This is a genomic window from Streptomyces bungoensis (assembly GCF_001514215.1).
Lineage (GTDB): Bacteria > Actinomycetota > Actinomycetes > Streptomycetales > Streptomycetaceae > Streptomyces > Streptomyces bungoensis.
In genome coordinates this window covers 166,200-187,846 of sequence record NZ_KQ948857.1, presented here as the reverse complement: position 1 = coordinate 187,846, position 21,647 = coordinate 166,200, and the positions used below count along the sequence as shown (strand labels likewise).

Annotated in this window: 22 protein-coding genes; 10 read left to right on the top strand and 12 right to left on the bottom strand. The window is 70.4% G+C overall.

The features are described from left to right. Positions 1–4 precede the first annotated feature (4 nt). On the bottom strand, positions 5–457 hold the full coding sequence (locus AQJ66_RS17015) for a GNAT family N-acetyltransferase (RefSeq protein WP_061922154.1): 453 nt from the start codon (positions 455–457) through the stop codon (positions 5–7). Between the two features lie 9 nt (positions 458–466). Then, positions 467–925 (bottom strand): MarR family winged helix-turn-helix transcriptional regulator, encoded by a 459-nt coding sequence (locus AQJ66_RS17010; RefSeq protein ID WP_061922151.1) that lies wholly within the window; start codon positions 923–925, stop codon positions 467–469. A gap of 151 nt (positions 926–1,076) precedes the next feature. Here AQJ66_RS17010 and AQJ66_RS17005 point away from each other — a divergent pair, with 151 nt between their 5' ends. After that, positions 1,077–2,285, top strand: a complete 1,209-nt coding sequence (locus tag AQJ66_RS17005) for an MFS transporter (RefSeq protein ID WP_061922148.1) — start codon at positions 1,077–1,079, stop codon at positions 2,283–2,285. 98 nt (positions 2,286–2,383) lie between these two features. Continuing rightward, the gene (locus AQJ66_RS17000; protein WP_061922145.1) at positions 2,384–2,803 is read left to right on the top strand and encodes a GlcG/HbpS family heme-binding protein; all 420 of its coding nucleotides are present in this window, start codon (positions 2,384–2,386) and stop codon (positions 2,801–2,803) included. Positions 2,804–2,873: 70 nt separating this feature from the next. Here AQJ66_RS17000 and AQJ66_RS16995 read toward each other — a convergent pair whose 3' ends face one another. From AQJ66_RS16995 to AQJ66_RS16970, 6 genes are all read right to left on the bottom strand, one after another. After that, positions 2,874–3,740 carry a GNAT family N-acetyltransferase gene (locus AQJ66_RS16995; RefSeq protein WP_061922142.1) on the bottom strand — a complete coding sequence of 289 codons (867 nt, stop codon included), beginning with the start codon at positions 3,738–3,740 and terminating at the stop codon, positions 2,874–2,876. Between the two features lie 142 nt (positions 3,741–3,882). Continuing rightward, a complete protein-coding gene (locus AQJ66_RS16990; protein ID WP_061922139.1) occupies positions 3,883–4,365 on the bottom strand; it encodes an NUDIX domain-containing protein in 483 nt (160 codons plus the stop codon). Positions 4,366–4,452: 87 nt separating this feature from the next. Continuing rightward, the gene (locus AQJ66_RS16985) at positions 4,453–5,358 is read right to left on the bottom strand and encodes a LysR family transcriptional regulator (RefSeq protein WP_061922136.1); all 906 of its coding nucleotides are present in this window, start codon (positions 5,356–5,358) and stop codon (positions 4,453–4,455) included. Positions 5,359–5,572: 214 nt separating this feature from the next. Beyond that, the gene (locus tag AQJ66_RS16980) at positions 5,573–6,721 is read right to left on the bottom strand and encodes a cystathionine gamma-lyase (protein WP_061922133.1); all 1,149 of its coding nucleotides are present in this window, start codon (positions 6,719–6,721) and stop codon (positions 5,573–5,575) included. After that, positions 6,718–7,209 carry a low molecular weight protein-tyrosine-phosphatase gene (locus tag AQJ66_RS16975; RefSeq protein WP_061922130.1) on the bottom strand — a complete coding sequence of 164 codons (492 nt, stop codon included), beginning with the start codon at positions 7,207–7,209 and terminating at the stop codon, positions 6,718–6,720. The genes AQJ66_RS16980 and AQJ66_RS16975 overlap by 4 nt, the downstream gene beginning before the upstream one ends. 7 nt (positions 7,210–7,216) lie before the next feature. Further along, positions 7,217–7,594 carry a phage holin family protein gene (locus tag AQJ66_RS16970; protein WP_061922126.1) on the bottom strand — a complete coding sequence of 126 codons (378 nt, stop codon included), beginning with the start codon at positions 7,592–7,594 and terminating at the stop codon, positions 7,217–7,219. A gap of 59 nt (positions 7,595–7,653) precedes the next feature. On the opposite strand from AQJ66_RS16970, the gene AQJ66_RS16965 reads away from it, so the two are divergent. The 4 genes from AQJ66_RS16965 to AQJ66_RS16950 all read left to right on the top strand — a co-directional run bounded on the left by AQJ66_RS16965 (position 7,654) and on the right by AQJ66_RS16950 (position 9,906). Then, the gene (locus tag AQJ66_RS16965) at positions 7,654–7,971 is read left to right on the top strand and encodes a cupin domain-containing protein (protein WP_061922123.1); all 318 of its coding nucleotides are present in this window, start codon (positions 7,654–7,656) and stop codon (positions 7,969–7,971) included. A 127-nt stretch (positions 7,972–8,098) separates the two neighbouring features. Further along, entirely contained in the window at positions 8,099–8,311 is a 213-nt protein-coding gene (locus AQJ66_RS16960; protein ID WP_061922120.1) for a DUF5326 family protein, read from the top strand. 201 nt (positions 8,312–8,512) lie between these two features. Next, positions 8,513–9,370, top strand: coding sequence for an IclR family transcriptional regulator (locus tag AQJ66_RS16955; protein WP_244162844.1), 858 nt, complete (start codon positions 8,513–8,515; stop codon positions 9,368–9,370). 98 nt (positions 9,371–9,468) lie between these two features. Beyond that, a complete protein-coding gene (locus AQJ66_RS16950) occupies positions 9,469–9,906 on the top strand; it encodes an SsgA family sporulation/cell division regulator (protein ID WP_061922117.1) in 438 nt (145 codons plus the stop codon). 138 nt (positions 9,907–10,044) lie between these two features. On the opposite strand, the gene AQJ66_RS16945 is transcribed toward AQJ66_RS16950, so the two are convergent. Then, on the bottom strand, positions 10,045–11,442 hold the full coding sequence (locus AQJ66_RS16945) for a YibE/F family protein (protein ID WP_061922112.1): 1,398 nt from the start codon (positions 11,440–11,442) through the stop codon (positions 10,045–10,047). Between the two features lie 241 nt (positions 11,443–11,683). Here AQJ66_RS16945 and thiC point away from each other — a divergent pair, with 241 nt between their 5' ends. Then, positions 11,684–13,486, top strand: a complete 1,803-nt coding sequence (thiC, locus tag AQJ66_RS16940; protein ID WP_061922109.1) for a phosphomethylpyrimidine synthase ThiC — start codon at positions 11,684–11,686, stop codon at positions 13,484–13,486. 112 nt (positions 13,487–13,598) lie between these two features. Here the strand turns inward: thiC and AQJ66_RS16935 are convergent, their stop codons facing one another. The 3 genes from AQJ66_RS16935 to AQJ66_RS16925 all read right to left on the bottom strand — a co-directional run bounded on the left by AQJ66_RS16935 (position 13,599) and on the right by AQJ66_RS16925 (position 17,322). Beyond that, positions 13,599–14,465 carry a hypothetical protein gene (locus AQJ66_RS16935; RefSeq protein ID WP_061922106.1) on the bottom strand — a complete coding sequence of 289 codons (867 nt, stop codon included), beginning with the start codon at positions 14,463–14,465 and terminating at the stop codon, positions 13,599–13,601. A gap of 180 nt (positions 14,466–14,645) precedes the next feature. Then, positions 14,646–15,725, bottom strand: a complete 1,080-nt coding sequence (locus tag AQJ66_RS16930; RefSeq protein ID WP_061922103.1) for a metallophosphoesterase — start codon at positions 15,723–15,725, stop codon at positions 14,646–14,648. A gap of 484 nt (positions 15,726–16,209) precedes the next feature. Beyond that, on the bottom strand, positions 16,210–17,322 hold the full coding sequence (locus AQJ66_RS16925; RefSeq protein WP_079060255.1) for a LacI family DNA-binding transcriptional regulator: 1,113 nt from the start codon (positions 17,320–17,322) through the stop codon (positions 16,210–16,212). A gap of 430 nt (positions 17,323–17,752) precedes the next feature. On the opposite strand from AQJ66_RS16925, the gene hisC reads away from it, so the two are divergent. The 3 genes from hisC (at position 17,753) to cydB (ending at position 21,628) form a co-directional block, all read left to right on the top strand. Next, positions 17,753–18,832 carry a histidinol-phosphate transaminase gene (gene hisC, locus AQJ66_RS16920; protein ID WP_061922097.1) on the top strand — a complete coding sequence of 360 codons (1,080 nt, stop codon included), beginning with the start codon at positions 17,753–17,755 and terminating at the stop codon, positions 18,830–18,832. Positions 18,833–19,090: 258 nt separating this feature from the next. Then, on the top strand, positions 19,091–20,599 hold the full coding sequence (locus AQJ66_RS16915) for a cytochrome ubiquinol oxidase subunit I (RefSeq protein WP_061922094.1): 1,509 nt from the start codon (positions 19,091–19,093) through the stop codon (positions 20,597–20,599). Between the two features lie 15 nt (positions 20,600–20,614). After that, positions 20,615–21,628 carry a cytochrome d ubiquinol oxidase subunit II gene (gene cydB / locus AQJ66_RS16910; protein WP_061922092.1) on the top strand — a complete coding sequence of 338 codons (1,014 nt, stop codon included), beginning with the start codon at positions 20,615–20,617 and terminating at the stop codon, positions 21,626–21,628. Positions 21,629–21,647: the final 19 nt, after the last annotated feature.

The following is a 21,647-nucleotide window of genomic DNA, read 5'->3' as shown; positions in this document are numbered from 1 at the left end:
GCCGTCAGAGCTGCAGCTTGAAGCCCACGTGGGAGGCGGTGAAGCCGAGCCGTTCGTAGAAGCGGTGGGCGTCCGTGCGGCTGTTGTCGGAGGTCAGCTGCACCAACTGGCAGTTCGCACGCCGCGATTCCTCGATCGCCCATGTGATGAGCCGGGTGCCCAGGCCGCTGCCCCGCTCGTCGGCGTGGACGCGGACGCCCTCGACGATCGAGCGGGTGGCCCCCTTGCGGGAGAGCCCGGGAACGACCGTCAGTTGCAGGGTGCCGACGACCTGCCCCTCGCGCACCGCGACGACCAGCCGCTGGTTCGGGTCCGCGTTCAGCCGTTCCAGTGCCGCCAGGTAGGGCGTCAGATCGTCGGGCGACTCGCGCAGGGCGCCCAGCGGATCGTCGGCGAGCATGCCGACGATCGCCGGCAGGTCGTCCGCGGTGACACGGCGTATCTCGAGATCTCCCATGTCCGCACCCTATGCGGGCACGTGCAGGGACTCCACGACCCGTACCAGCGGGACGAGTTCCGGATTCTCCGCGGCCTCGTCGAGTGCCTCGCGCAGCGCGGCGTCATTGGTGGGCCGGGCCTCTTCCAGAAGTTTCAGACCCGCCTCGGTCACGTTGGTATAGATGCCGCGACGGTCGGTGGGGCAGAGGTAGCGCTCCAGGAGACCGCGGTCCTCCAGCCGGGTCACCAGCCGGGTGGTGGCGCTCTGGCTGAGGACGACCGCGTCGGCGACCTGCTTCATCTGCAGATGGCCCCCTTCGCCGTCGTGCTGCCGGCTGAGCACGTCCAGCAGGGAGTACTCGCGCACGCTGAGGTCGTGGCCGGCCTGCAGGGCGCGCTCGATGTGCGCCTCGATCCTCCCGTGCAGCAGGGAGAGAGCGCACCAGCCCTGGGCGAGGGCGGTGAGCGCGGGATCCGTCGCGGTCATGGGCGTTCTCCTCCGGCTTCTCCGACTCGGAGTGGCTGTGTCCCAGGATAGGGCAACTCCGCAATAGCCATTGGTTGCATTTAACCCGCGTCTGCAACTATTGTGGGCAGTCGTTAAGCGCTCCTGCAATCGTCTGGGAAGGTTCTCCCTCATGCCTCTCGCGCTTCTGGCCCTCGCGATCGGGGCCTTCGGGATCGGAACGACCGAATTCGTGATCATGGGTCTGCTGCCCGAGGTCGCGAGCGACTTCGGGGTCTCCATCCCCACCGCGGGCCTGCTCGTGACCGGATACGCCCTCGGCGTGGTGGTCGGCGCCCCGCTGATGACCGTCCTCGGTACCAAGGTCCCGCGCAAGCGGATGCTGATGCTGCTGATGGCCCTGTTCATCGCCGGCAACCTGCTCTCCGCCGTGGCCCCGACCTTCGCGGTCATGCTGATCGGACGGGTGGTCGCCTCCCTCGCCCACGGCGCCTTCTTCGGCATCGGTTCGGTCGTCGCGGCCGAACTGGTGGCTCCTGACAAGAAGGCCGGGGCCATCGCCATGATGTTCACCGGTCTCACGATCGCCAACGTCGTCGGCGTCCCGCTGGGCACGCTGATCGGTCAGAGTGCCGGCTGGCGTGTCACCTTCGGCATCGTCGCCGCCCTCGGCGTGGTCGGCCTGGTCGGCATCGCCAGGCTGGTTCCCGAGATGCCGAGGCCCGAGGGCGTGCACCTGCGCCACGAGCTGGCCGCCCTCAAGAACGTCCAGGTCCTGCTGGCCATGGCGATGACCGTCCTCGGCTTCGGCGGTGTCTTCGCGGCCATCACCTACATCGCGCCGATGATGACCCACATCGCAGGCTTCGCCGACGGGTCGGTCACCTGGCTGCTGGTGCTGTTCGGTCTCGGCATGGTCGGCGGCAACCTCGTCGGCGGCAGGTTCGCCGACCGGGCGCTGATGCCGATGCTGTACGTCTCCCTGGGCGCCCTCGCCGTCGTCCTCGCGCTGTTCACGCTCACCGCCCACAACAAGATCGCGGCCGCCGTGACCATCGCCCTGATCGGCGCGCTCGGCTTCGCCACCGTCCCGCCGCTGCAGAAGCGGGTCCTGGACCAGGCGCACGCCGCCCCGACGCTCGCGTCGGCCGTGAACATCGGCGCCTTCAACCTGGGCAACGCCCTCTCCGCCTGGCTCGGCGGCATCGTGATCGCGGCCGGCTTCGGCTACACCGCACCCAACGGCGTCGGCGCCGCCCTCGCCGCGGCGGCCCTGGTCCTCGCCGTCCTCTCGGCCACCCTGGAGCGCCGCACCGGCGTCCGGAGCGCCGTGGCCGCCCCCGGAGCACCGGCCGGGCGGCGGACCCCCGTCCACCACTGAGCCCCGCCGCGGCCGCCGGACGACGCCTCGCCCCGGCGGTCCGGGCGCCCAGCCCCGTATCACCCCAGCCCCGCACCACCCACCAGGAGAAACACTCCATGAGCACCACCACTGCCGCCACGCTCACGATCGAGGACGCCGAACTGCTCGTCACCGAGGCCCGGCGAGCGGCCGAGGAGGCCGGCGTACCCGTCAGCGTCACCGTCGTGGACGCCGGCGGTCACCTCCTCGCCTTCCGCCGCGACGACCGTGCCGTGCTGATCTCGGGCGAGACCAGCACCCGCAAGGCCTACACGGCGCTGCAGCTGAACGCCGCCACCGCCGACCTCGTCGACGCCGTCCAGCCCGGCGGGCTGTTCCACACGCTGCCCACGGCGCTCGACCGGCCCCTGCTGTTCATCGGGGGCGGCCTCCCCGTCCACCGGGACGGCCGTCCGATCGGCGCGATCGGGGTGGGTGGCGGCGCGCCGGACCAGGACCACGGCTTCGCCGCCGCGGCGGTGCGGGCACTCGTCTGACCGCACGCTCCGAGCCGCGACGACGCCGGCCACCGCCCTGGAGCGGTGGCCGGGGTCGCAGCCGTGTCCCTCAGCCCGCGGCGACCGTGAGGGGAGCGAACCGGCGCGTCCAGTCCCCCGGCAGGTCCGGGACGCCGAAGGTCATGACGGCGTTGAAGGTGACGGACGTCAGCCCCCGGGCCTTCGCCCAGCTCACCAGCTCCTCGTGGCGGATGTCGATGTCGGTGCGCAGCGGGCGGTCCGTGCGCTGCGCGAGCGAGGTGACCAGGGCCTTGGCGGTCTCCGTGTCCCGGGCGATCAGCGGGCCGACGACGTGGGTGTCCATGTTGGGCCAGGCGGCCGCGTAGCCGGTGATCCGGCTGTCCTCCTCCGCCACGAGCAGCTGGTCGGCGAAGGCGGGCAGGCGGGTGATCAGGGCGGTGCGGTCGGCGCCGAACACGTCCTCGTCGAGACGGAGGATCGAGGGCAGGTCCTCCGCGGTCGCCGCACGCGTCGCCACCTGGGACGTCTCCCCGCTGGGGACGAAGTGCCCCTTCAGCATCTCCGCTTGGCCCGTGACCTTGAAGCCCAGTTCCTCGTACAGCGGGCGGCCGAAAGGAGTGGCGTACAGGGTCAGGGGCGTGGCGCCCATGACCGAGACGACATGGCGCATCAGACGGCGTCCGACTCCCTGGCGGGCGTGTCGTTCCGCCACCAGGACCATGCCGACGGCGGCCAGTTCCGTACGCTCCCATGAGCCGTACTCCGTGACGGCGCACGCGGCGACGAGTCCGCCGTCGGGGTCATCGATGCCGTAGCCCTTGCCGGCCGTGAGGAGCAGACCCCACTTGTGTTCCTCGCGTGGCCACCCCCGATCCTCGGACAGGTCGGCGCAGGCGGTGAGGTCGCGGAACGTCAGACGGCGGATGGGCAGAGCGGCGAGGGAAGGAGTCGGCACGCAGGTCAGGCTGTCCGACAGGCACCCCCGGCGTCCACCTGTTTCGACGCCTACGCAGGTGCTTTTGGCCATGCCGGTGAGCCGCCCCTAGGAGACAGCAGGGGGTTTCACGTGAAACGTCCTGCACCGTTCGGCGGCGCGCCTACCCGAGGTCGGGGGCGTGCATGGCGCGGACGCCCTCGATGTTGCCGTCCAGGTAGTGCCGCAACGACAGGGGAACGAGGTGCACGGAGGCGATGCCCACGCGGGTGAACGGGATACGGACGATCTCGTACTCCCCGGCCGGCTGCTCCACCTCGGGGCCGTGGCGCAGCGAGAGGTCCATGGACTCCAGCCGGCAGACGAAGAAGTGCTGTACCTTCACGCCGGTCGCGCCGCCGTCCTCACCGATGTGCTCCACGGTGTCCACGAAGCAGGGCACCACGTCGGTGATCTTGGCGCCGAGTTCCTCGTACACCTCTCGGTGCAGGGCGTCGACGACGGTCGGGTCGCCGGGTTCGACTCCACCACCGGGAGTGACCCAGTAGGGATCGACACCGGGCTTGGTGCGCTTGATCAAGATCAGGTCGTCACCGTCCAGCAGAACGGCACGGGCGGTGCGCTTGACCACGGGTCGGACGGTCATGGAAGGAATGTGGCCCGGCTGGTTCCACGTGAAACATCGCACCTCCCCTCCGGGCGAGCGCAGGACGTGAACAGTGCGAACAGCACCTCAGCCCCAGCTCGTGGCTGCCCGCTGGAGCCCTTCGTGCGCCCGCGCGATATGCGGCATGGCGAGCGTGCCCGTGCGCACCACCAGGAAGTACGTGCGCAACGGCGGCACCGCCGGGTCGTGCAGCATCACGATCTCACCGCGGTCGAGAACGGCGGCGCACAGATAGCGGGGCAGTACCGCCAGCCCGGCACCGGAGACAGCGCAGGCGAGCACCGCGCGCAGGTCGGGGACGATGACCGTGCCCGAGGCGGCCGGGCGTGAGTCGAAGACGGAGGCCCAGTAGCGCGAGACGAAGGGCAGCGACTCGTGGACCTCGACGACGGGCAGGTTCTCCAGGGCGGGTGCGCCCTTGAGGCGCAGCGCCTCGGGGCCGATCCGCTCGGCCCAGCGCGGGGAGGCGACCAGGACGTGCTCCTCGTCGCACAGCGGGGTGGCGGTCAGCAGGGCCCCGCGCGGGCGGGCGGTGCTGATGGCCAGGTCGTGGTGGCCGGCGGCCAGTCCCTCCAGTGCCTCCTCCGCGGTGCCGAAGGAGGCGCGCAGCGTGAAACCCTGGCCGTCGTCACCCGCCAGTTCCGTCAGGGCGGGAAGGGCACGCTCGCCGGTGAACTCCGGCGGTCCGGCGAGGTGCAGGGTGCGTGACGAGGACTCGCTGTCCAGTCCGCTCTCGGTGATCTCGACCAGTGCGTCGAGATGGGGGGCCGCCTTGTGGGCGAGTTCGTCGCCGATGGTCGTGGGCGTCACCCCGCGGGCCTGCCGCAGGAACAGCGGGCGGCCGAGCTGGCGCTCCAGCGTGCGGATCTGGGAGGTGACGGCCGGCTGGGACAGACCCAGCAGGGCCGCGGCGCGGGTGAAGGAGCCGGCCCGGTGCACGGTGACGAAGGTGCGGAGCAAGGCCAGGTCCATGGCGCGGCCTCCCCTTTCCCTGCCCTCTCCAGCCCCCGGGCAGGCACCAACTATAAATAAGTCGATAGGTCTCTGTCGCTACCGTGATTGGACACTGACACAGAGTCAACTAGCCTTGTCCGCACGGTTCTTCGCGCGCGGAACCGAGGACGGTCCGAGCCACGAGGGGGGAGGCTCGGACCGTCTGCCCGTAGAGAGGCTGTCACCAGCCGGGTCACTCCGCCGATGCGTCGAGGGCGCGCAGGACGTCCGCCACCAGGTCCTCCGGGTCCTCGGCGCCCACGGACATGCGGATGAAGCCCTCCTCGACGGCGTCGCCGCCCCAGCGGCCCCGGCGCTCGGCCGTGGAACGCACCCCGCCGAAGCTCGTCGCGTCCTCGACCAGGCGCAGCGCCTCGAGGAAACGCTCGGCACGCGCGCGCGTGGGCAGCGTGAAGGAGACCACACAGCCGTAGCGGCGCATCTGCTGCGCGGCGACCTTGTGCGCGGGGTCGCCGGGCAGTCCGGGGTAGCGCAGCCCGGACACCTCGGGCCGGCGGCGCAGGGCCTCGGCGACCGCGAGGGCGGTGGCGTTCTGCCGGTCGACGCGCAGCTGGAGGGTGGCGATGGAGCGGTGCGCGAGCCAGGCCTCCATGGGACCGGAGATGGCGCCGACGATCTTGCGCCAGCGGCGCACGGCGGCCATCGCCTCGCCGGTGCGCCCGGCGACGTAGCCCAGCAGGACGTCACCGTGTCCGGTGAGCTGCTTGGTGCCGCTGGCCACGGCGAAGTCGGCCCCCAGCTCCAGCGGCCGCTGCCCGAGCGGGGTGGCCAGGGTGTTGTCGACGGCCACCCGGGCGCCCTGCGCGTGCGCCGCCTCCACCAGCCGCCGGATGTCGCACACGTCGAGCCCCGGGTTCGACGGCGACTCGATCCACAGCAGCCGGGCCCCGGCGAGGACCTCCAGCTGGGCGTCGCCGCCGGTGGGCGCGGTCCGCACCTCGACGCCGTACGCCTCCAGCTGGGCGCGGACCAGCGGCAGCGCCTGGTAGCCGTCGGAGGGCAGCACGACCGCGTCCCCGGCCCGCAGCTGGGAGAACAGCACCGAGGAGATCGCCGCCATACCGGAGGCGAACACCAGCGTCTCGACGTCGTCCCGGCCGGGCGCCTCCAGCTCGCCGATGGCGCGCTCCAGCAGCGTCCAGGTGGGGTTGTCGTCACGGCCGTAGGAGTACGGTCCCGTCACCTCGCCGGGCAGGTGGAAGTGCGCGGCGAACACCGGCCCCGGCAGGGTCGGCTCGTGCTTGACCGGCTCGGGCAGTCCGGCCCGTACCGCGCGCGTGCCGTCGCCGGTGTGGTCCGCGTCCTCGGTGGCGTCGCTCATGCCGCCCGTCCCTCCAGTCGTTCCCGTACGGCGGCGAGCAGACCGCTGCTCGCCCCCTCCACCATCTCAAGGCACTCCTCGAAGCCGTCCCGGCCCCCGTAGTACGGGTCCGGCACGTCGAGGTCGTCGCCCGCCGCCGGGTCGAAGGAGCGCAGCAGGCGCACCTTGCGCGCCTCCTCCTCGGTGGGCGCGAGGCGGCGCAGCGCCCTCAGGTGGCCGGCGTCGAGGGCGATCACCAGATCGAGGCGGGCGAACCAGGAGGGCTGGAACTGCCGTGCGACGTGGTCGCTGCCGTAGCCGTGCTCGTCGAGGACCGAGACGGTACGCGGGTCGGCGGCCTCCCCCTCGTGCCAGCCGCCGGTACCGGCGCTGTCGACCTCCACCCGGTCCAGGAGACCGGCCTCGCCGACGCGCGCGCGGAAGACGGACTCGGCCATCGGGGAACGGCAGATGTTGCCGGTGCACACGAAACAGACGCGGAAGGTCATGGTGCGCTCAGTCCTCGTCGGGCAGGACGAGATGCAGCGCCCAGGAGACGACGGAGATGATCAGGCCGCCGAGCACGGCCGTCCAGAATCCGTCCACGTGGAAGCTCAGATCGAGCTCGCCGCAGACCCAGGACGTCAGCAGCAGCATCAGCGCGTTGACGACCAGGGTGATCAGCCCGAGCGTCAGGACGAACAGCGGGAAGGTGAGGACCTTCAGGATCGGCTTGACCAGGAAGTTCACCACTCCGAAGATCAGTGCGACAACGATCAGCGTGCCGGCCTTCTTGGCCGTGCTGTCACCGGTGAGAGTGATCTTGTCGAGCAGCCACACGGCGGCGGCCAGGGCACCCGCGTTCACGATCGTCTTGACTAGGAAATTCTTCATGTGTCTGATCGTGGCAGACCGGATCGACGGCGAGCAGCGAACGAGGGCGGACAACAGCGATGAAGGCATTCCGGCTGGACGAACTGGAGGCGGAGCGCGCCGCCAACGAGGGGGCCTACCTTCAGTTCCTGCGGGAGCGGAACATGTCGGTCGGCCTCTACGCCCTCGACACGGGCGAGCACGACCCGCAGAAGCCGCACGACCAGGACGAGGTGTACTTCGTCGTCAGCGGCCGCGCGTCGATCACCGTCGGCCTGGAGACCACCGAGGTGGCGCGGGGCAGCGTCGTCTACGTCCCGGCCGGGGTGGCCCACAAGTTCCACCACATCAGCGAGGACCTGCGGGTCCTGGTCGTCTTCTCTCCGCCCGAGGCCTGAGCCCGGCCTCGGGGTTCCCTAGGGGGCGGGTCAGGGGAGGACAAGGGGTGCGGGACCCCCGCCGGGCCCTCTCGCGGCTCTAGCATCGAGAGCAGACATCGAGAACCGGACGCAAAGGACGAGGGCAATGCGAGAGATCTTCGCGGGGCTGCCGTGGTGGGTGAAGTGGGTCGCGGTGCCGGTCATCGCCCTGGTCGTGTTCGGCGGCCTGATAGCGACGGTCGTCGGCTTCGTGATCGGCCTGCTCTTCAAGGCATTGGTCTTCGTCGCGCTGGTCGGCGGACTGATCTACATCGTGCGCAAGTTCACGTCGAACTCCTCGTCGCGCAGCGACTGGTGAGGAGCACGGGGAACCGGTGGCGGTAACGCGCATCGCCGGTTCCCTCGGGGGAGGGAAGTTTCCCCGGCGGGCCGACTGCGCGCGGTGGCGGACGGTTAGAGTCCGGAAATCCACGGGGCCGGACCCCGCGGGCGGCGTACACCCCACCCCGTGTTCTTCCTCCGCACGGGCTGCCCCACCCTTTCGCTTCGGGAGCGACCCTTGGCCACGGTTGACACCGCACCGGCAGAACCCCACGCACCCCCCACCCCTCCGCGGTCCTGCGTGCCCCCCCTGCAGCGGCCGCCCACCGCCACCGTCCCCGCTCAGCCGTCCGCGACCCTCATCGGATCCGTGCAGCGCGCGATGCGCCTGCTGGAGGCCGTCGCCGACCACGAGTACGGCGCCCCCGCCAAGCAACTCGCCCGCGAGACCGGTCTCGCCCTGCCCACCGCCTACCACCTGCTGCGCACCCTCGTGCACGAGGGCTATCTGCGCCGGGACAGGGGCCTGTTCTTCCTCGGGGACGCCGCCGAGAGGCTGAGCAGCAGCGGAGCAGAGCAGAAACGTCGCAGCACGGTGGCCGACACTCTCGCGCACTGGCGGGATTCGATCGGTGTGCCGGTGTACTACGCGAGGTACCGGGACGGCGAGATCGAGGTCATCTGCGTCTCCGCCTCCCGGGAGATCCCGGCGGTCGAGGAGTGGGCCGACTTCCGCGAGAGCGGGCACGCGCACGCGATCGGGCAGTGTCTGCTCTCGCAGCTCGACGAGGACGCCCGCCGCGACCATCTGGCCCGCTATCCGGTGCGGCCCCTCACGCCGTACACCGTGCGCGACAGCCACACGCTGCTGCGCCGGCTGGCCGGGATGCCGCGGATGGAACCGGTGGTGGAGCGCCAGGAGTACGCGCTCGGCACGGTCTGCGCGGCGATCCCGATCACGGCGGGCACCGCGGCGGCCACCATGGCCATCTCGCTCCCCCTCCACCAGGCCGACCGGCTGCTGCCCGCGGCCCGCCGGCTGCAGGCCGAGATCGGACGTCACCTCGGTTCGCTGACGCTCTCTATCAGCATCTGAAAACTCACTCCTTGTGATCTGGTGTGTACGTTGAGCAAGATTTGACCCATGGCCGAGGATCGATCCCGGCCAGTGGACGTCATATGACGGGATAGGCGATGCGCGAATCCGTACAGGCAGAAGTCATGATGAGCTTTCTCGTGTCGGAGGAGCTCTCCTTCCGCATCCCGGTGGAGTTGCGCTACGAGACCTGTGATCCCTATGCCGTGCGGCTCACCTTCCACCTGCCCGGCGACGCCCCGGTCACCTGGGCCTTCGGCCGGGAGTTGCTGATCGACGGGGTCGGCCGCCCGTGCGGGGAGGGAGACGTGCACATCGCCCCCGCCGACTCCGAGGTCCTCGGCGAGGTGCTGATCCGGCTTCAGGTGGGCTGTGACCAGGCCCTGTTCCGTGCCTCGACGCCGCCGCTCGTGGCGTTCCTCGACCGCACGGACAAGCTCGTGCCGCTGGGTCAGGAAGGTGCGCTGGCCGACTTCGACGCTCACCTCGAGGAGGCGCTGGACCGCATCCTGGCCGAGGAGCAGAGCGCGGGCTGAAGCCGCGGCGGAAGGCGGCAGAGGGTGCTTCGTCATGCGCCCTGAAGGCACACGTGCCCGGGGGAGCCGCGCGAGACCATGCAGGAACGCTTCTCCTCAGGGCCCCGGCTGCGTCACGCTCTTCCCCTCGTCCAGCCTCTACCTGCGCCGGCGCCGGCCCCCGCCGCCACGCCTCAGGGCCGGCCCAGCCCCCGCAGGAGCCGCCTCGGCGGGTGCGGGACGGTCGGCGGAGACCACCAGGGCGGCGAGCGCGGTCGTGACCGGGACGGAGGCGACCAGGCCGATCGAACCCACCAGCGTGCGCACGATCTCCTCGGCCACCAGCTCGCTGTTGGCCACCGTCCCCACGCTGCTCTGCGCGATCGAGAACAGCAGCAGCAGGGGCAGCGCGGCGCCGGCGTAGGCGAGGACGAGGGTGTTGACCACCGAGGCGATGTGGTCGCGGCCGATCCGGATGCCCGCCCGGTACAGCGCGCGCCGGCCCATCGCCGGGTTGGCCTCGTGCAGCTCCCAGACCGCCGACGTCTGCGTCACCGTCACGTCGTCCAGAACCCCTAGCGAACCGATGATGACGCCGGCCAGGAGCAGACCGCCCATGTCGATCGACGGGAACAGGCCGTGGATCAGACCGGTGCTGTCGTCCGTGTTGCCGGTGAGCGCGGCCCAGCCGATGAACCCAGAGCCGAGGACGCCGATGAGCAGGAGGGAGACCAGCGTGCCGAGCACCGCGACCGAGGTACGGGCCGATAGCCCATGGCACATGTAGAGCGCGATGAGCATGATCGCGCTCGAACCGACGACGGCCACCAGCAGCGGATTGGACCCCTGCAGGACCGCGGGCAGGATGAAGAGCGTCAGCACCAGGAAGCTCACGGCCAGCGCGACCAGTGCCATCACACCTCGCATCCGGCCCACCACCACGACGGCGAGCGCGAAGATCCCCGCGAGCAGCGCCATCGGGAACTTCCGGTTCACATCGGTGACGGCGTACTGGAGTTCGCGCGGCGCCGAGGGCTCGTAGGCGACCACGACCTGCTCGCCCTGGTGCAACTGCCGTGGCTGGTCCGGCTGCACGATCTCGGTGAACGTCCGGCCCTTGTCCTTGCCGGTGTCGACCCGGACCGTGGCCCTCTTGCAGGTACCGCCGTGCTCCTGCGGCACCGGGTCGCTCCCGGTGGCGGAGGTGTCCCCGGTCGGGGCGGACCCGGAACCGTTCACCGACCTGCAGTTCAGCTCGACGACCCGGGTGACCGTCGCCTGCTGCGTCTGCCGGTCGAAGCCCACGCCGGTCCGCTTGTGCGGCGGCGCTCCACCGGGCCAGAGCACCACCAGGCCGACCAGGACCGCGGCGGTGAAAGGGACGAGGATCGCCGCGATGACCTTGCGCAGATGTTTCGAGACGGGTGCGGCAGGGCCGTGGCTGTGACTGTGGCCGCCCCCCTGCGCGTGGCCATGGCCGTGCCTGCCGCCTTGTCCGTGGTCGTCTCGGTGCGGCGGATGCGGTGGTGGGTGCGGGTGCTGCTCCGTCGTGGTCACCGCCCGATCATCCCAAGAAGGGCGGGGGCCCTCTGTTCACCGCGCCCGACATGACGCTAGCGTGGAGGCACCTTTGCACACGCGGGAGCTCGGAGCACCGGGCTGAGAGGGCGCTGACCTCCGTAGACGCGATGTTTCACGTGAAACGAGTGATGTTCACGGGACGCCGTCGACCTACGGAAACCGCTGCGTCGACCGCCGAACCTGTTACCGGGTAATGCCGGCGTAGGGAGTAGGTCTCATGACCGACAAGGACGCACGCACGCCTGCCTCCGCTCAGGGCGACAAGCCCCAGGAGGCCGGGAAGTCCATCGGCTGGCACAAGGCGTACGTCGAGGGTTCCCGCCCCGACCTGCGCGTGCCGGTCCGTCAGGTGCACCTCACCAACGGGCAGTCCGTCACGTTGTACGACACGTCGGGCCCGTACACCGATCCACTCGTCGACACCGATGTCCGCAGGGGGCTGCCGCCGCTGCGGGAGAACTGGATCATCACCCGCGGCGACACCGAGGAGTACGCGGGGCGGCCTGTCCGTCCCGAGGACGACGGGATCAAGCACACCTCGCCGCGGGGCGGCCTGCGCAACCTGGACGCGGTCTTCCCCGGACGACCGCGTCAGCCGCGCCGCGGGCGGGACGGCCAGGCGGTGACGCAACTCGCCTATGCGCGCCGGGGCGAGATCACACCCGAGATGGAGTACGTGGCCATCCGGGAGAACGTCTCGCCGGAAGTGGTGCGCGAGGAGATCGCAGCGGGGCGCGCGGTGCTGCCGGCCAACGTCAACCATCCCGAGATCGAGCCGATGATCATCGGCAAGCGGTTCCTGGTGAAGGTCAACGCCAACATCGGCAACTCCGCGGTCACTTCCTCCATCGAGGAGGAGGTCGAGAAGATGACCTGGGCGACCCGCTGGGGCGCCGACACGGTCATGGACCTCTCCACCGGCCGCAACATCCACACCACGCGCGAGTGGGTGCTGCGCAACTCCCCCGTCCCCATCGGCACCGTGCCGCTCTACCAGGCACTGGAGAAGGTCGACGGCAAGGCCGAGGAACTGACCTGGGAGATCTACAAGGACACAGTGATCGAGCAGGCCGAGCAGGGTGTGGACTACATGACCGTCCACGCCGGTGTGCGCCTGCCGTACGTGCCGCTCACCGCCCACCGCAAGACCGGCATCGTCTCCCGGGGCGGCTCGATCATGGCGGCGTGGTGCCTGGCGCACCACAAGGAGTCGTTCCTGTACGAGAACTTCGAGGAGCTGTGCGAGATCCTCGCCGCCTACGACGTCACGTACTCCCTCGGGGACGGCCTGCGGCCCGGGTCCATCGCGGACGCCAACGACGAGGCCCAGTTCGCGGAGTTGCGCACGCTCGGGGAACTCAACCGGATCGCCAGGCGTTTCCACGTACAGACGATGATCGAGGGCCCGGGACACGTCCCGATGCACAAGATCAAGGAGAACATCGACCTTCAGCAGGAGATCTGCGATGAAGCTCCGTTCTATACGCTCGGCCCCCTGACGACGGACGTCGCGCCGGCGTACGACCACATCACCTCCGGTATCGGCGCCGCCATGATCGCCTGGTGGGGCACGGCGATGCTCTGCTACGTCACGCCCAAGGAGCACCTGGGCCTGCCCAACCGTGACGACGTCAAGACCGGCGTCATCACCTACAAGATCGCCGCCCACGCAGCCGACCTCGCCAAGGGACACCCTGGTGCGCAGGAGTGGGACGACGCGCTCTCCGACGCCCGTTTCGAGTTCCGGTGGGAGGACCAGTTCAACCTCGCCCTGGACCCGGACACGGCCCGGGAGTTCCACGACGAGACCCTCCCGGCGGAGCCCGCGAAGACCGCCCACTTCTGCTCCATGTGCGGACCGAAGTTCTGCAGCATGAAGATCAGCCAGAGCATCAACGAGCGGTTCGGTGGCACGGCGGCCGAGGGCGCCTCACCTGAGGAGATCTCCGAGGGGATGCTCCAGAAGTCCAAGGAGTTCGCCGAGGCCGGGAACCGGGTCTACCTGCCGATCGCCGACTGAGGGCCGGGCACGAGCGGTCCGGCCCGGTCGCCGGGCCGGACCCGCGGCGGTGGGACGGCGCGCCGGGGCCGTGCCGGGGATCCCGCCGCGCCCCGCCGGAGCGCGGGCCGGGTCACTCCGGCCGGTGCTCCGGACCGCCGAAGTCGGGACTGCTGTAGTCCGGGCTGGTGAACCCGGTACGGCCGGCGGCGGTGCCGTCGTCGGGGCTGCTGAAGCCGGGGCGGTCGTAGCCCAGGCGGGGCATCCTGCCGGTCGGTGCCGAGGGCGTGGTGCGGTGCACGGCGGGCGTGCCGGGCTGGGTGAGGGCCTCGCTCAGGAACGGCAGGATGCCGCGCCGCAGCAGCGCCTCCCGCCACGCCTCCCGGGCTCTGGCGACCTCCTCGGCGGCCGCTTCGTGGGCTTTCGCCTCCGCCGAGGCGCTGTTGCGCAGGGCGGTGAGCAGCAGCCCGACGGCGGCGACGAGGATGGCGGCGGCGGCCACGGCCCCGAACATCCAGCCCGCGGTGAGCATGGTCTGGGCGAAGGCCTGGCCCGGTGCCAGCATCTTCAGGATGTAGCCGACGAGCAGGAAGATGGCCGCCGCGGTCCCGGCGAGGACGGGGGCCAGTACGGCGATCACCGCGACGGCGCCCGCTCCACTGGTCTCGGTGGTGGCCTCGCCGAGGGTGGTGGTGAGGACGGTGGCGCCCGCTCCCGGCTCGGTGGAACCGGTGTCGCCGGTGACCGAGGGGCCGGCCGGGGCCGGGTGGCGCAGGTCTTCGCGGATCTTGACGTAGTGCTGGTACTCGGTCGCCGCGGCCGCCGTGATGAGGGCGGTGGCGTTGAGCGCCATGGTGCGCAGTTGTTCGGGGTTGAGCCGCTGTCCGACAGCGGCCAGTTCCGGTCGGTGTGGTGCGGAGCGCAGCGCCTCATCGAGGACCCGCTCGAATTCCTGGCGGTCCTCGCTCAGCAGGTGCTGCGGAACGCTGTTCATGTGCATCCCCCGATGCTCCGTAGGGCTGGGGGCTCGCACGCCGGCGAGCCGTCGGGCAGAAACGGAGGGGAGCCTGCTACGGATACGCCGATGGTAGAGCCGTTACGGCACACGGTGACAGGGGGTTGCCGGAAATTGCCTGCCCACCTGCGCCCGGACGACGGGGATGCGGGGTCTCGCGAAGGCTCAGTCGCCGAGCGGAAGTTGATGGACCAGTAGCTTTCCGGCCATGGTCACGCCGCCGTCCATGGCGATGGCGAGTCCGTCGGCGTAGACGTGCGGTCCCTCGACGACGGGTCCGCCGCCCTCCTCGCCGTCCTCGGAGCCGACTTCGCCGAGCAGGTAGGGGATGGGGCTGTGACCGTGAACGACGCGGGTGCCGCCATACGTATCGAGGAGGGAGCGCACGGCATCGGCGCCGCCCTCGTCGCGGAAGGAGAAGCGTTTGGTGAACTTGCGGAACAGGTCCCAGCACTCGTCCGCGTCGTTGCGGGTGAGGGTCTCGCGGACGGTGTCGTTGACCGCCTCGATCGAGTCGCCGTAGTCGAGGTAGGCGGTGGTGTCCGAGTGTACGAGCAGGTACCCGTCGACCTCCTCGACGGCGTCGAGGCGGGCCATCCACTGCAGGTGATGGTCCTGCAGGCGGTCCATGTCGGTCTTCTGCCCGCCGTTGAGCAGCCAGGCGGCCTGGAAGGTGGCGGTGCCGGCGCCGGAGTTGACCGGGGTGTCCCCGAACCGCTTGGCGCCGAGCAGCAGCAGTTCGTGGTTGCCCATGAGGGCCTTGCAGTAGCCGCCGGCCGCGGCGGCCTCGGCGGACAGCCGCATCACCAGGTCGATGACGCCGATGCCGTCCGGGCCGCGGTCGGTGAAGTCGCCGAGGAACCACAGCCGGGCGGTGCCGGCGCACCACTGGCCGGAGGCGTCAACCAGGCCCTTCTCCCGCAGGGCGGCCATCAGTTCGTCGAGGTAGCCGTGGACGTCGCCGACGACGTACAGCGGTCCGGGCCCGGCGGCCGACTGGGGGACCGCGGTCGCCGCGGGGGCCGGTTCGACGGGGACCTGGACGGTGTCGCCGCGGTTGATGACGGGCAGGTCGCGCTGGGTGGGCGTGTAGCCGTCGGGGTGGTCCTCGGCCAGGGGCGGGACGGTGTCGCCGGGGTGGGTGTGGACGTACGGACCGGTCTCGTGGACGTACGCGGGCACCCGGAAGTCGCGCAACGTCGCCGTCCGCTCCGCCTCGGGTCCCTGACCGGCCCCCTGAGTCATCAGACCCCTCCACCATCGCGCCGCATCTGCACCGCATCGGACTGCCTGGTCGCAGCGGCCCGCGGTGTCGTGGGCCCATCATAGGAATGCGCGTCGCGCCGTGTGATGACCCAGGGGTGGTGAATCGGAGCAGTACTCCGGTTCGTCGCGGCTTTCGCCCCGTTTGGGCCGCAGTTGGGCCGGCCGCCGGTCCCGGGCCGGTCGTGCGGTCCCCCGGTCGGCCGACCCGTTCGGCTGAGGCAAACCGCCCGGTGCGAGCCGCGGGTGCGGCCCGGCCAGGTCGTGCGCAGGGCCCGCCGCGGCCCGGCAGGGAGCCTGCGGTGGGTGGTCCGGCCGGGCTCGGCAGGCAGGCCGACAAGCGGGCGCGCGCGGTCCGGCCTGCTTCGGGCGGGCGTCCCGTCGGGTCCGTGGGCGGAGCCGCACGCGTCCGGTGGGCGGAGCCGCACGTTTCCGGTGGGCGTGCCGTCCGCCGGAACTTCGCCGGCTACCCCTTCTCCGGGGCGCGCGGCGGGCTGACGGTGGTGCGCGGGGGGCGTCGCTGGGACGAGGTGCGCACGATCAGCTCGGTCGGTATCACCTGCTCGACGGGCTGCTCCGACTCGACCCCCTCGATGGCGTCGATGAGGAGCTGGACCACCGCCGTGCCGATCCGGCGCGGTTTCAGGGAGAGCGTGGTGATGGGCGGCTCGGTGTTGGCGTACACCGTGGACTCGCTGCAGCACACCAGCAGCAGGTCGTCGGGCACGCGCAGTCCGTAGCGGCGGGCGGCGGCGAGCAGGTCGGTGCCGTTGGGGTCGAAGAGGCCGTAGACGGCGTCCGGGCGGTCGGGCCGGGCGAGCAGCCGGTCGGCGGCCACGGCGCCCGCGCACGGGTCGTGCGCCGGATAGGCCTCGTACACCGGGTCCTGGCCGACGCGCTCGCACCAGCGCAGGTAGGCGGTGGTCGACAGATGGGTGTACGTGTCCGTCGTCGTGCCCGTGAGCAGCCCGATCCGGCGGGCGCCGGCGGCGGCGAGGTGGTCGAGGATGTCGAGGACGGCGGTCTCGTGGTCGTTGTCGACCCAGGCGGTGACGGGGAGCGAGCCGGCCGGCCGCCCGTCGGAGACGACCGGCAGCCCCTGGCGGACGAGTTCGCTGACGACCGGGTCCTGGTCGGAGGGGTCGATGACGACGGTGCCGTCGAGGGCGACGTTGGACCACACGTCGTGGCGGGAGGTCGCGGGCAGGATCACCAGGGCGTAGCCGCGGGCGAGCGCCGCCGAGGTGGCGGCCCGGGCCATCTCGGCGAAGTACGCGAACTCGGTGAAGGTGAAAGGTTCATCCCCGTACGTGGTCACGGTCAGGCCGATGAGTCCGGACTTGCCGGTACGGAGGGTGCGGGCGGCGGCCGAGGGACGGTACCCCAGCCGGTCGGCGACCTCGCGGACATGGCGCCGGGTGGCGTCCGGGAGCCGGCCCTTGCCGTTGAGGGCGTCGGAGACGGTCGTGATGGAGACCCCGGCGGCGGCGGCCACGTCTCTGATGCCCGCCCGGCCCGGCCGGCTGCCTCGACGTGAGGTTTCCGCGCGGCTCACCTGGTGCTTCCCTGCTGCTGTCATGGCGAGCCGATAGTAGGGCTCATGCGGTGGGGTAGGGCGGACGCATATGCACGCGTTGACAGGCACGTTTCTGCATGGTCGTTGGCACCCAACTACCTTTGAAAGCATGGTAGTTGAACGATCCAACGTCAGGACGTGACGTGTCGACCCACACGTACCTGCCAACTGCCCGAGGTATCGAAGAGGTCTCAACTCACCTGCACGAGGGATGCGCGCCACGGCGTGAGCTACCGGCGCGTAGATATATGTACGGCGCGCCCCCCGATACGTACGCCTTCGTACGACGATGACCTTGATGCCGGTGGCTCGGGATGAGGTTCGCCTCTCGCCGTCCCCGACCTGTACGCAGCGGCGCCGAATCCTCTTAAGGTGAGCAGTATTGGAAGCCGGCGGCGTCGACGGTCCGCCGGTGGTCGCGAGGAGGACTGCGGTGAGCGAGACGAGCCCCAAGCTGCGCGCCGAGCTGGAGGGTATTCCCACCTACAAGCCGGGCCGGCCCGCCGCGGCCGGCGGGCCGGTCGCCTACAAGCTGTCCTCCAACGAGAACCCCTATCCGCCGCTGCCCGGCGTGATGGAGAGCGTGACGGCGGCCGCCTGCAACTTCAACCGCTACCCGGACATGGCCTGCACCGGGCTGATGGACGAGCTGTCGGAGCGCTTCGGCGTCCCGGTCTCCCACCTGGCCACCGGCACCGGCTCGGTGGGGGTCGCCCAGCAGCTGGTCCAGGCCACCAGCGGGCCCGGCGACGAGGTGATCTACGCCTGGCGGTCCTTCGAGGCGTACCCGATCATCGCGCAGATCAGCGGTGCCCGGTCGGTGCAGGTGCCGCTCACCGAGGGGGACGTGCACGACCTGGACGCGATGGCGGACGCGATCACGGACCGGACGCGACTGATCTTCGTCTGCAACCCCAACAACCCGACCGGCACGGTGGTGCGCCGGGCGGAGCTCGAGCGGTTCCTCGACCGGGTCCCCGGCGATGTCCTGGTGGTGCTGGACGAGGCCTACCGGGAGTTCATCCGCGACCCCGAGGTGCCCGACGGCGTGGAGCTGTACCGGGACCGGCCCAACGTCTGCGTCCTGCGCACGTTCTCCAAGGCGTACGGGCTGGCGGGGCTGCGGGTCGGCTTCGCGATCGCCCACGACCCGGTGGCGGCGGCGCTGCGCAAGACGGCCGTGCCCTTCGGCGTCAGCCAGCTCGCGCAGGAGGCGGCGGTCGCCTCGCTGCGCGCCGAGGACGAGCTGCTGGGCCGGGTCGGCTCCCTGGTGTGCGAGCGCAACCGGGTGGTCGACGCGCTGCGCGCCCAGGGCTGGACCGTGCCGGAGACCCAGGCCAACTTCGTGTGGCTGCGGCTGGGGGAGCGCACGATGGCGTTCGCGGCGGCCTGTGAGCAGCACGGGGTGGTGGTCCGGCCGTTCCCGGGCGAGGGCGTGCGGGTGACGGTCGGGGAGACCGAGGCGAACGACATCTTCCTCAAGGCGGCGGAAGGATTCCGCAAGGAGCTGTAGCTCCGGTGCGCCGAGCGGGGTCCCGCCCGGCGTCCAGGTGTCCCGGCCGGTGAGCGGTGGTCCCGCTCACCGGCCGGCTCGCGTTCGGGGTCGTGAAGGTCACAGCGGTAGGGCCACCCCGCCCTACCAGGCTGAAAATCAGTGCGTCATAATGGCTTGTGAATGTGAACGCTTTCACAAGCGCGTCCCGGTTGCTCCGTATGTGCGCAACAAAAGGGGCAAAGTGCCGCCGCCGCGGCGATGTAAGGAGCTGACGACGTGGACTTGGCTTTGGCGCCGGAGACACTGGCGCGCTGGCAGTTCGGCATCACCACCGTCTACCACTTCCTGTTCGTCCCCCTGACGATCTCCCTGGCCGCGCTCACGGCCGGACTGCAGACCGCCTGGGTGCGCACGGAGAAGGAGAAGTACCTCAAGGCGACGAAGTTCTGGGGCAAGCTCTTCCTGATCAACATCGCGATGGGTGTGGTCACCGGCATCGTGCAGGAGTTCCAGTTCGGCATGAACTGGTCGGACTACTCGCGCTTCGTCGGCGACATCTTCGGCGCCCCGCTCGCCTTCGAGGCCCTGATCGCGTTCTTCTTCGAGTCCACCTTCATCGGCCTGTGGATCTTCGGCTGGGACAAGCTACCGAAGAGGATCCACCTGGCCTGCATCTGGATGGTGGCACTCGGCACGATCCTGTCGGCGTACTTCATCCTCGCCGCCAACTCCTGGATGCAGCACCCCGTCGGCTACAAGATCGACAAGGCCAAGGGCCGTGCCGAGCTGACCGACTTCCTCGCCGTGCTGACCCAGAACACCGCGCTCAGCCAGGCCTTCCACACCCTCTCCGCGGCCTTCCTGACCGGCGGCGCCTTCATGGTGGGCATAGCCGCCTACCACCTGGCCCGCAAGAAGCACATCCGGGAGATGAAGACCTCGCTGCGGCTCGGCCTGATCACCGTGGTCATCGCCGGCCTGCTCACCGCGGTCAGCGGAGACGTGCTCGGCAAGGTCATGTTCAAGCAGCAGCCCATGAAGATGGCGGCCGCCGAGGCCCTGTGGGACGGGCAGGAGCCGGCACCCTTCTCGGTCTTCGCCTACGGCGACGTCGAGAAGGGCCACAACAGCGTGGCCATCGAGGTCCCGGGCCTGCTGTCCTTCCTGGCCAACGACAACTTCTCCTCCTACGTGCCCGGCATCAACGACGTGAACAAGGCCGAGCAGCAGAAGTTCGGGCCCGGCGACTACCGGCCCAACATCCCGGTCACCTTCTGGGGCTTCCGCTGGATGATCGGCTTCGGTATGGCCTCCACGGCCATCGGCCTCGCCGGTCTCTGGCTGACCCGCAAGAAGTTCATGCTGCCGCACCACCTGCGGGTCGCCGACGACGAAGTGCCGCACCTGGTCCTGTTCAGGGGCAAGGCGCTCAGCCCGAAGCTCACCGCCTGGTACTGGCGCATCGCGGTGTGGACCCTGGCCTTCCCGCTGATCGCCAACTCCTGGGGCTGGATCTTCACCGAGATGGGCCGCCAGCCCTGGGTCGTCTACGGCGTGCTGCGGACGCGGGACGCGGTCTCCCCCGGTGTCTCCCAGGGCGAGGTCCTCACCTCGATGATCGTCCTGACCGCGCTGTACGCCATCCTCGCCGTCATCGAGGTCCGGCTGCTCGTGAAGTACGTCAAGGCCGGCCCGCCCGAGCTGACCGAGGACGACCTCAACCCGCCCACGAAGATCGGCGGCGACACCCGTGACGCCGACAAGCCGATGGCCTTCTCGTACTAGGCCGAGGGAACAGTCATGCATCTTCACGACGTCTGGTTCGTCCTGATCGCCGTCCTGTGGACCGGCTACTTCTTCCTCGAGGGCTTCGACTTCGGTGTCGGCATCCTCACCAAGCTGCTGGCCCGGAACAGGGCCGAACGCCGGGTGCTGATCAACACGATCGGGCCCGTCTGGGACGGCAACGAGGTGTGGCTGCTCACGGCGGGCGGCGCGACCTTCGCCGCCTTCCCGGAGTGGTACGCCACCCTCTTCTCCGGCTTCTACCTGCCGCTGCTCGTCATCCTGGTCTGCCTGATCGTCCGGGGCGTCGCCTTCGAGTACCGGGCCAAGCGTCCGGAGGACAAATGGCAGCGCAACTGGGAGACGGCCATCTTCTGGACCTCGCTCCTCCCGGCGTTCCTGTGGGGCGTGGCCTTCGGGAACATCGTGCGGGGCGTGAAGATCGACCGGAACTTCGAGTACGTCGGCAGCCTGGGTGACCTGCTCAACCCCTACGCCCTGCTCGGTGGCCTGGTGACGCTCACGCTGTTCACCTTCCACGGGGCGGTGTTCACGGCGCTGAAGACCCTCGGGGACATCCGGCTGAGGGCGCGCAGGCTGGCCCTGCGGGTCGGTCTCGTCACGGCCGTCCTGGCGCTCGGGTTCCTGCTGTGGACGCAGGCCGACAGCGGGGACGGCAAGAGCCTGGTGGCCCTCGTGGTGGCCGTCGCCGCGCTCGTCGCCGCTCTGGTGGCCAACCAGGCGGGGCGCGAGGGCTGGTCGTTCGCCCTGTCCGGCGTGACCATCGTGGCGGCCGTGGCAATGCTCTTCCTGTCGCTCTTCCCGAACGTCATGCCGTCCACGCTCAACGGGGAGTGGAGCCTGACGGTCAGCAACGCCTCGTCGAGCCCCTACACCCTCAAGATCATGACGTGGCTGGCGGCCATCGCCACGCCCTTGGTACTGCTCTATCAGGGCTGGACCTACTGGGTGTTCCGCAAGCGCATCGGCACGCAGCACATCGCACCCGACCCTGCCGCCGCTCACTGAGTCCGCCGGGGTGTGTTTC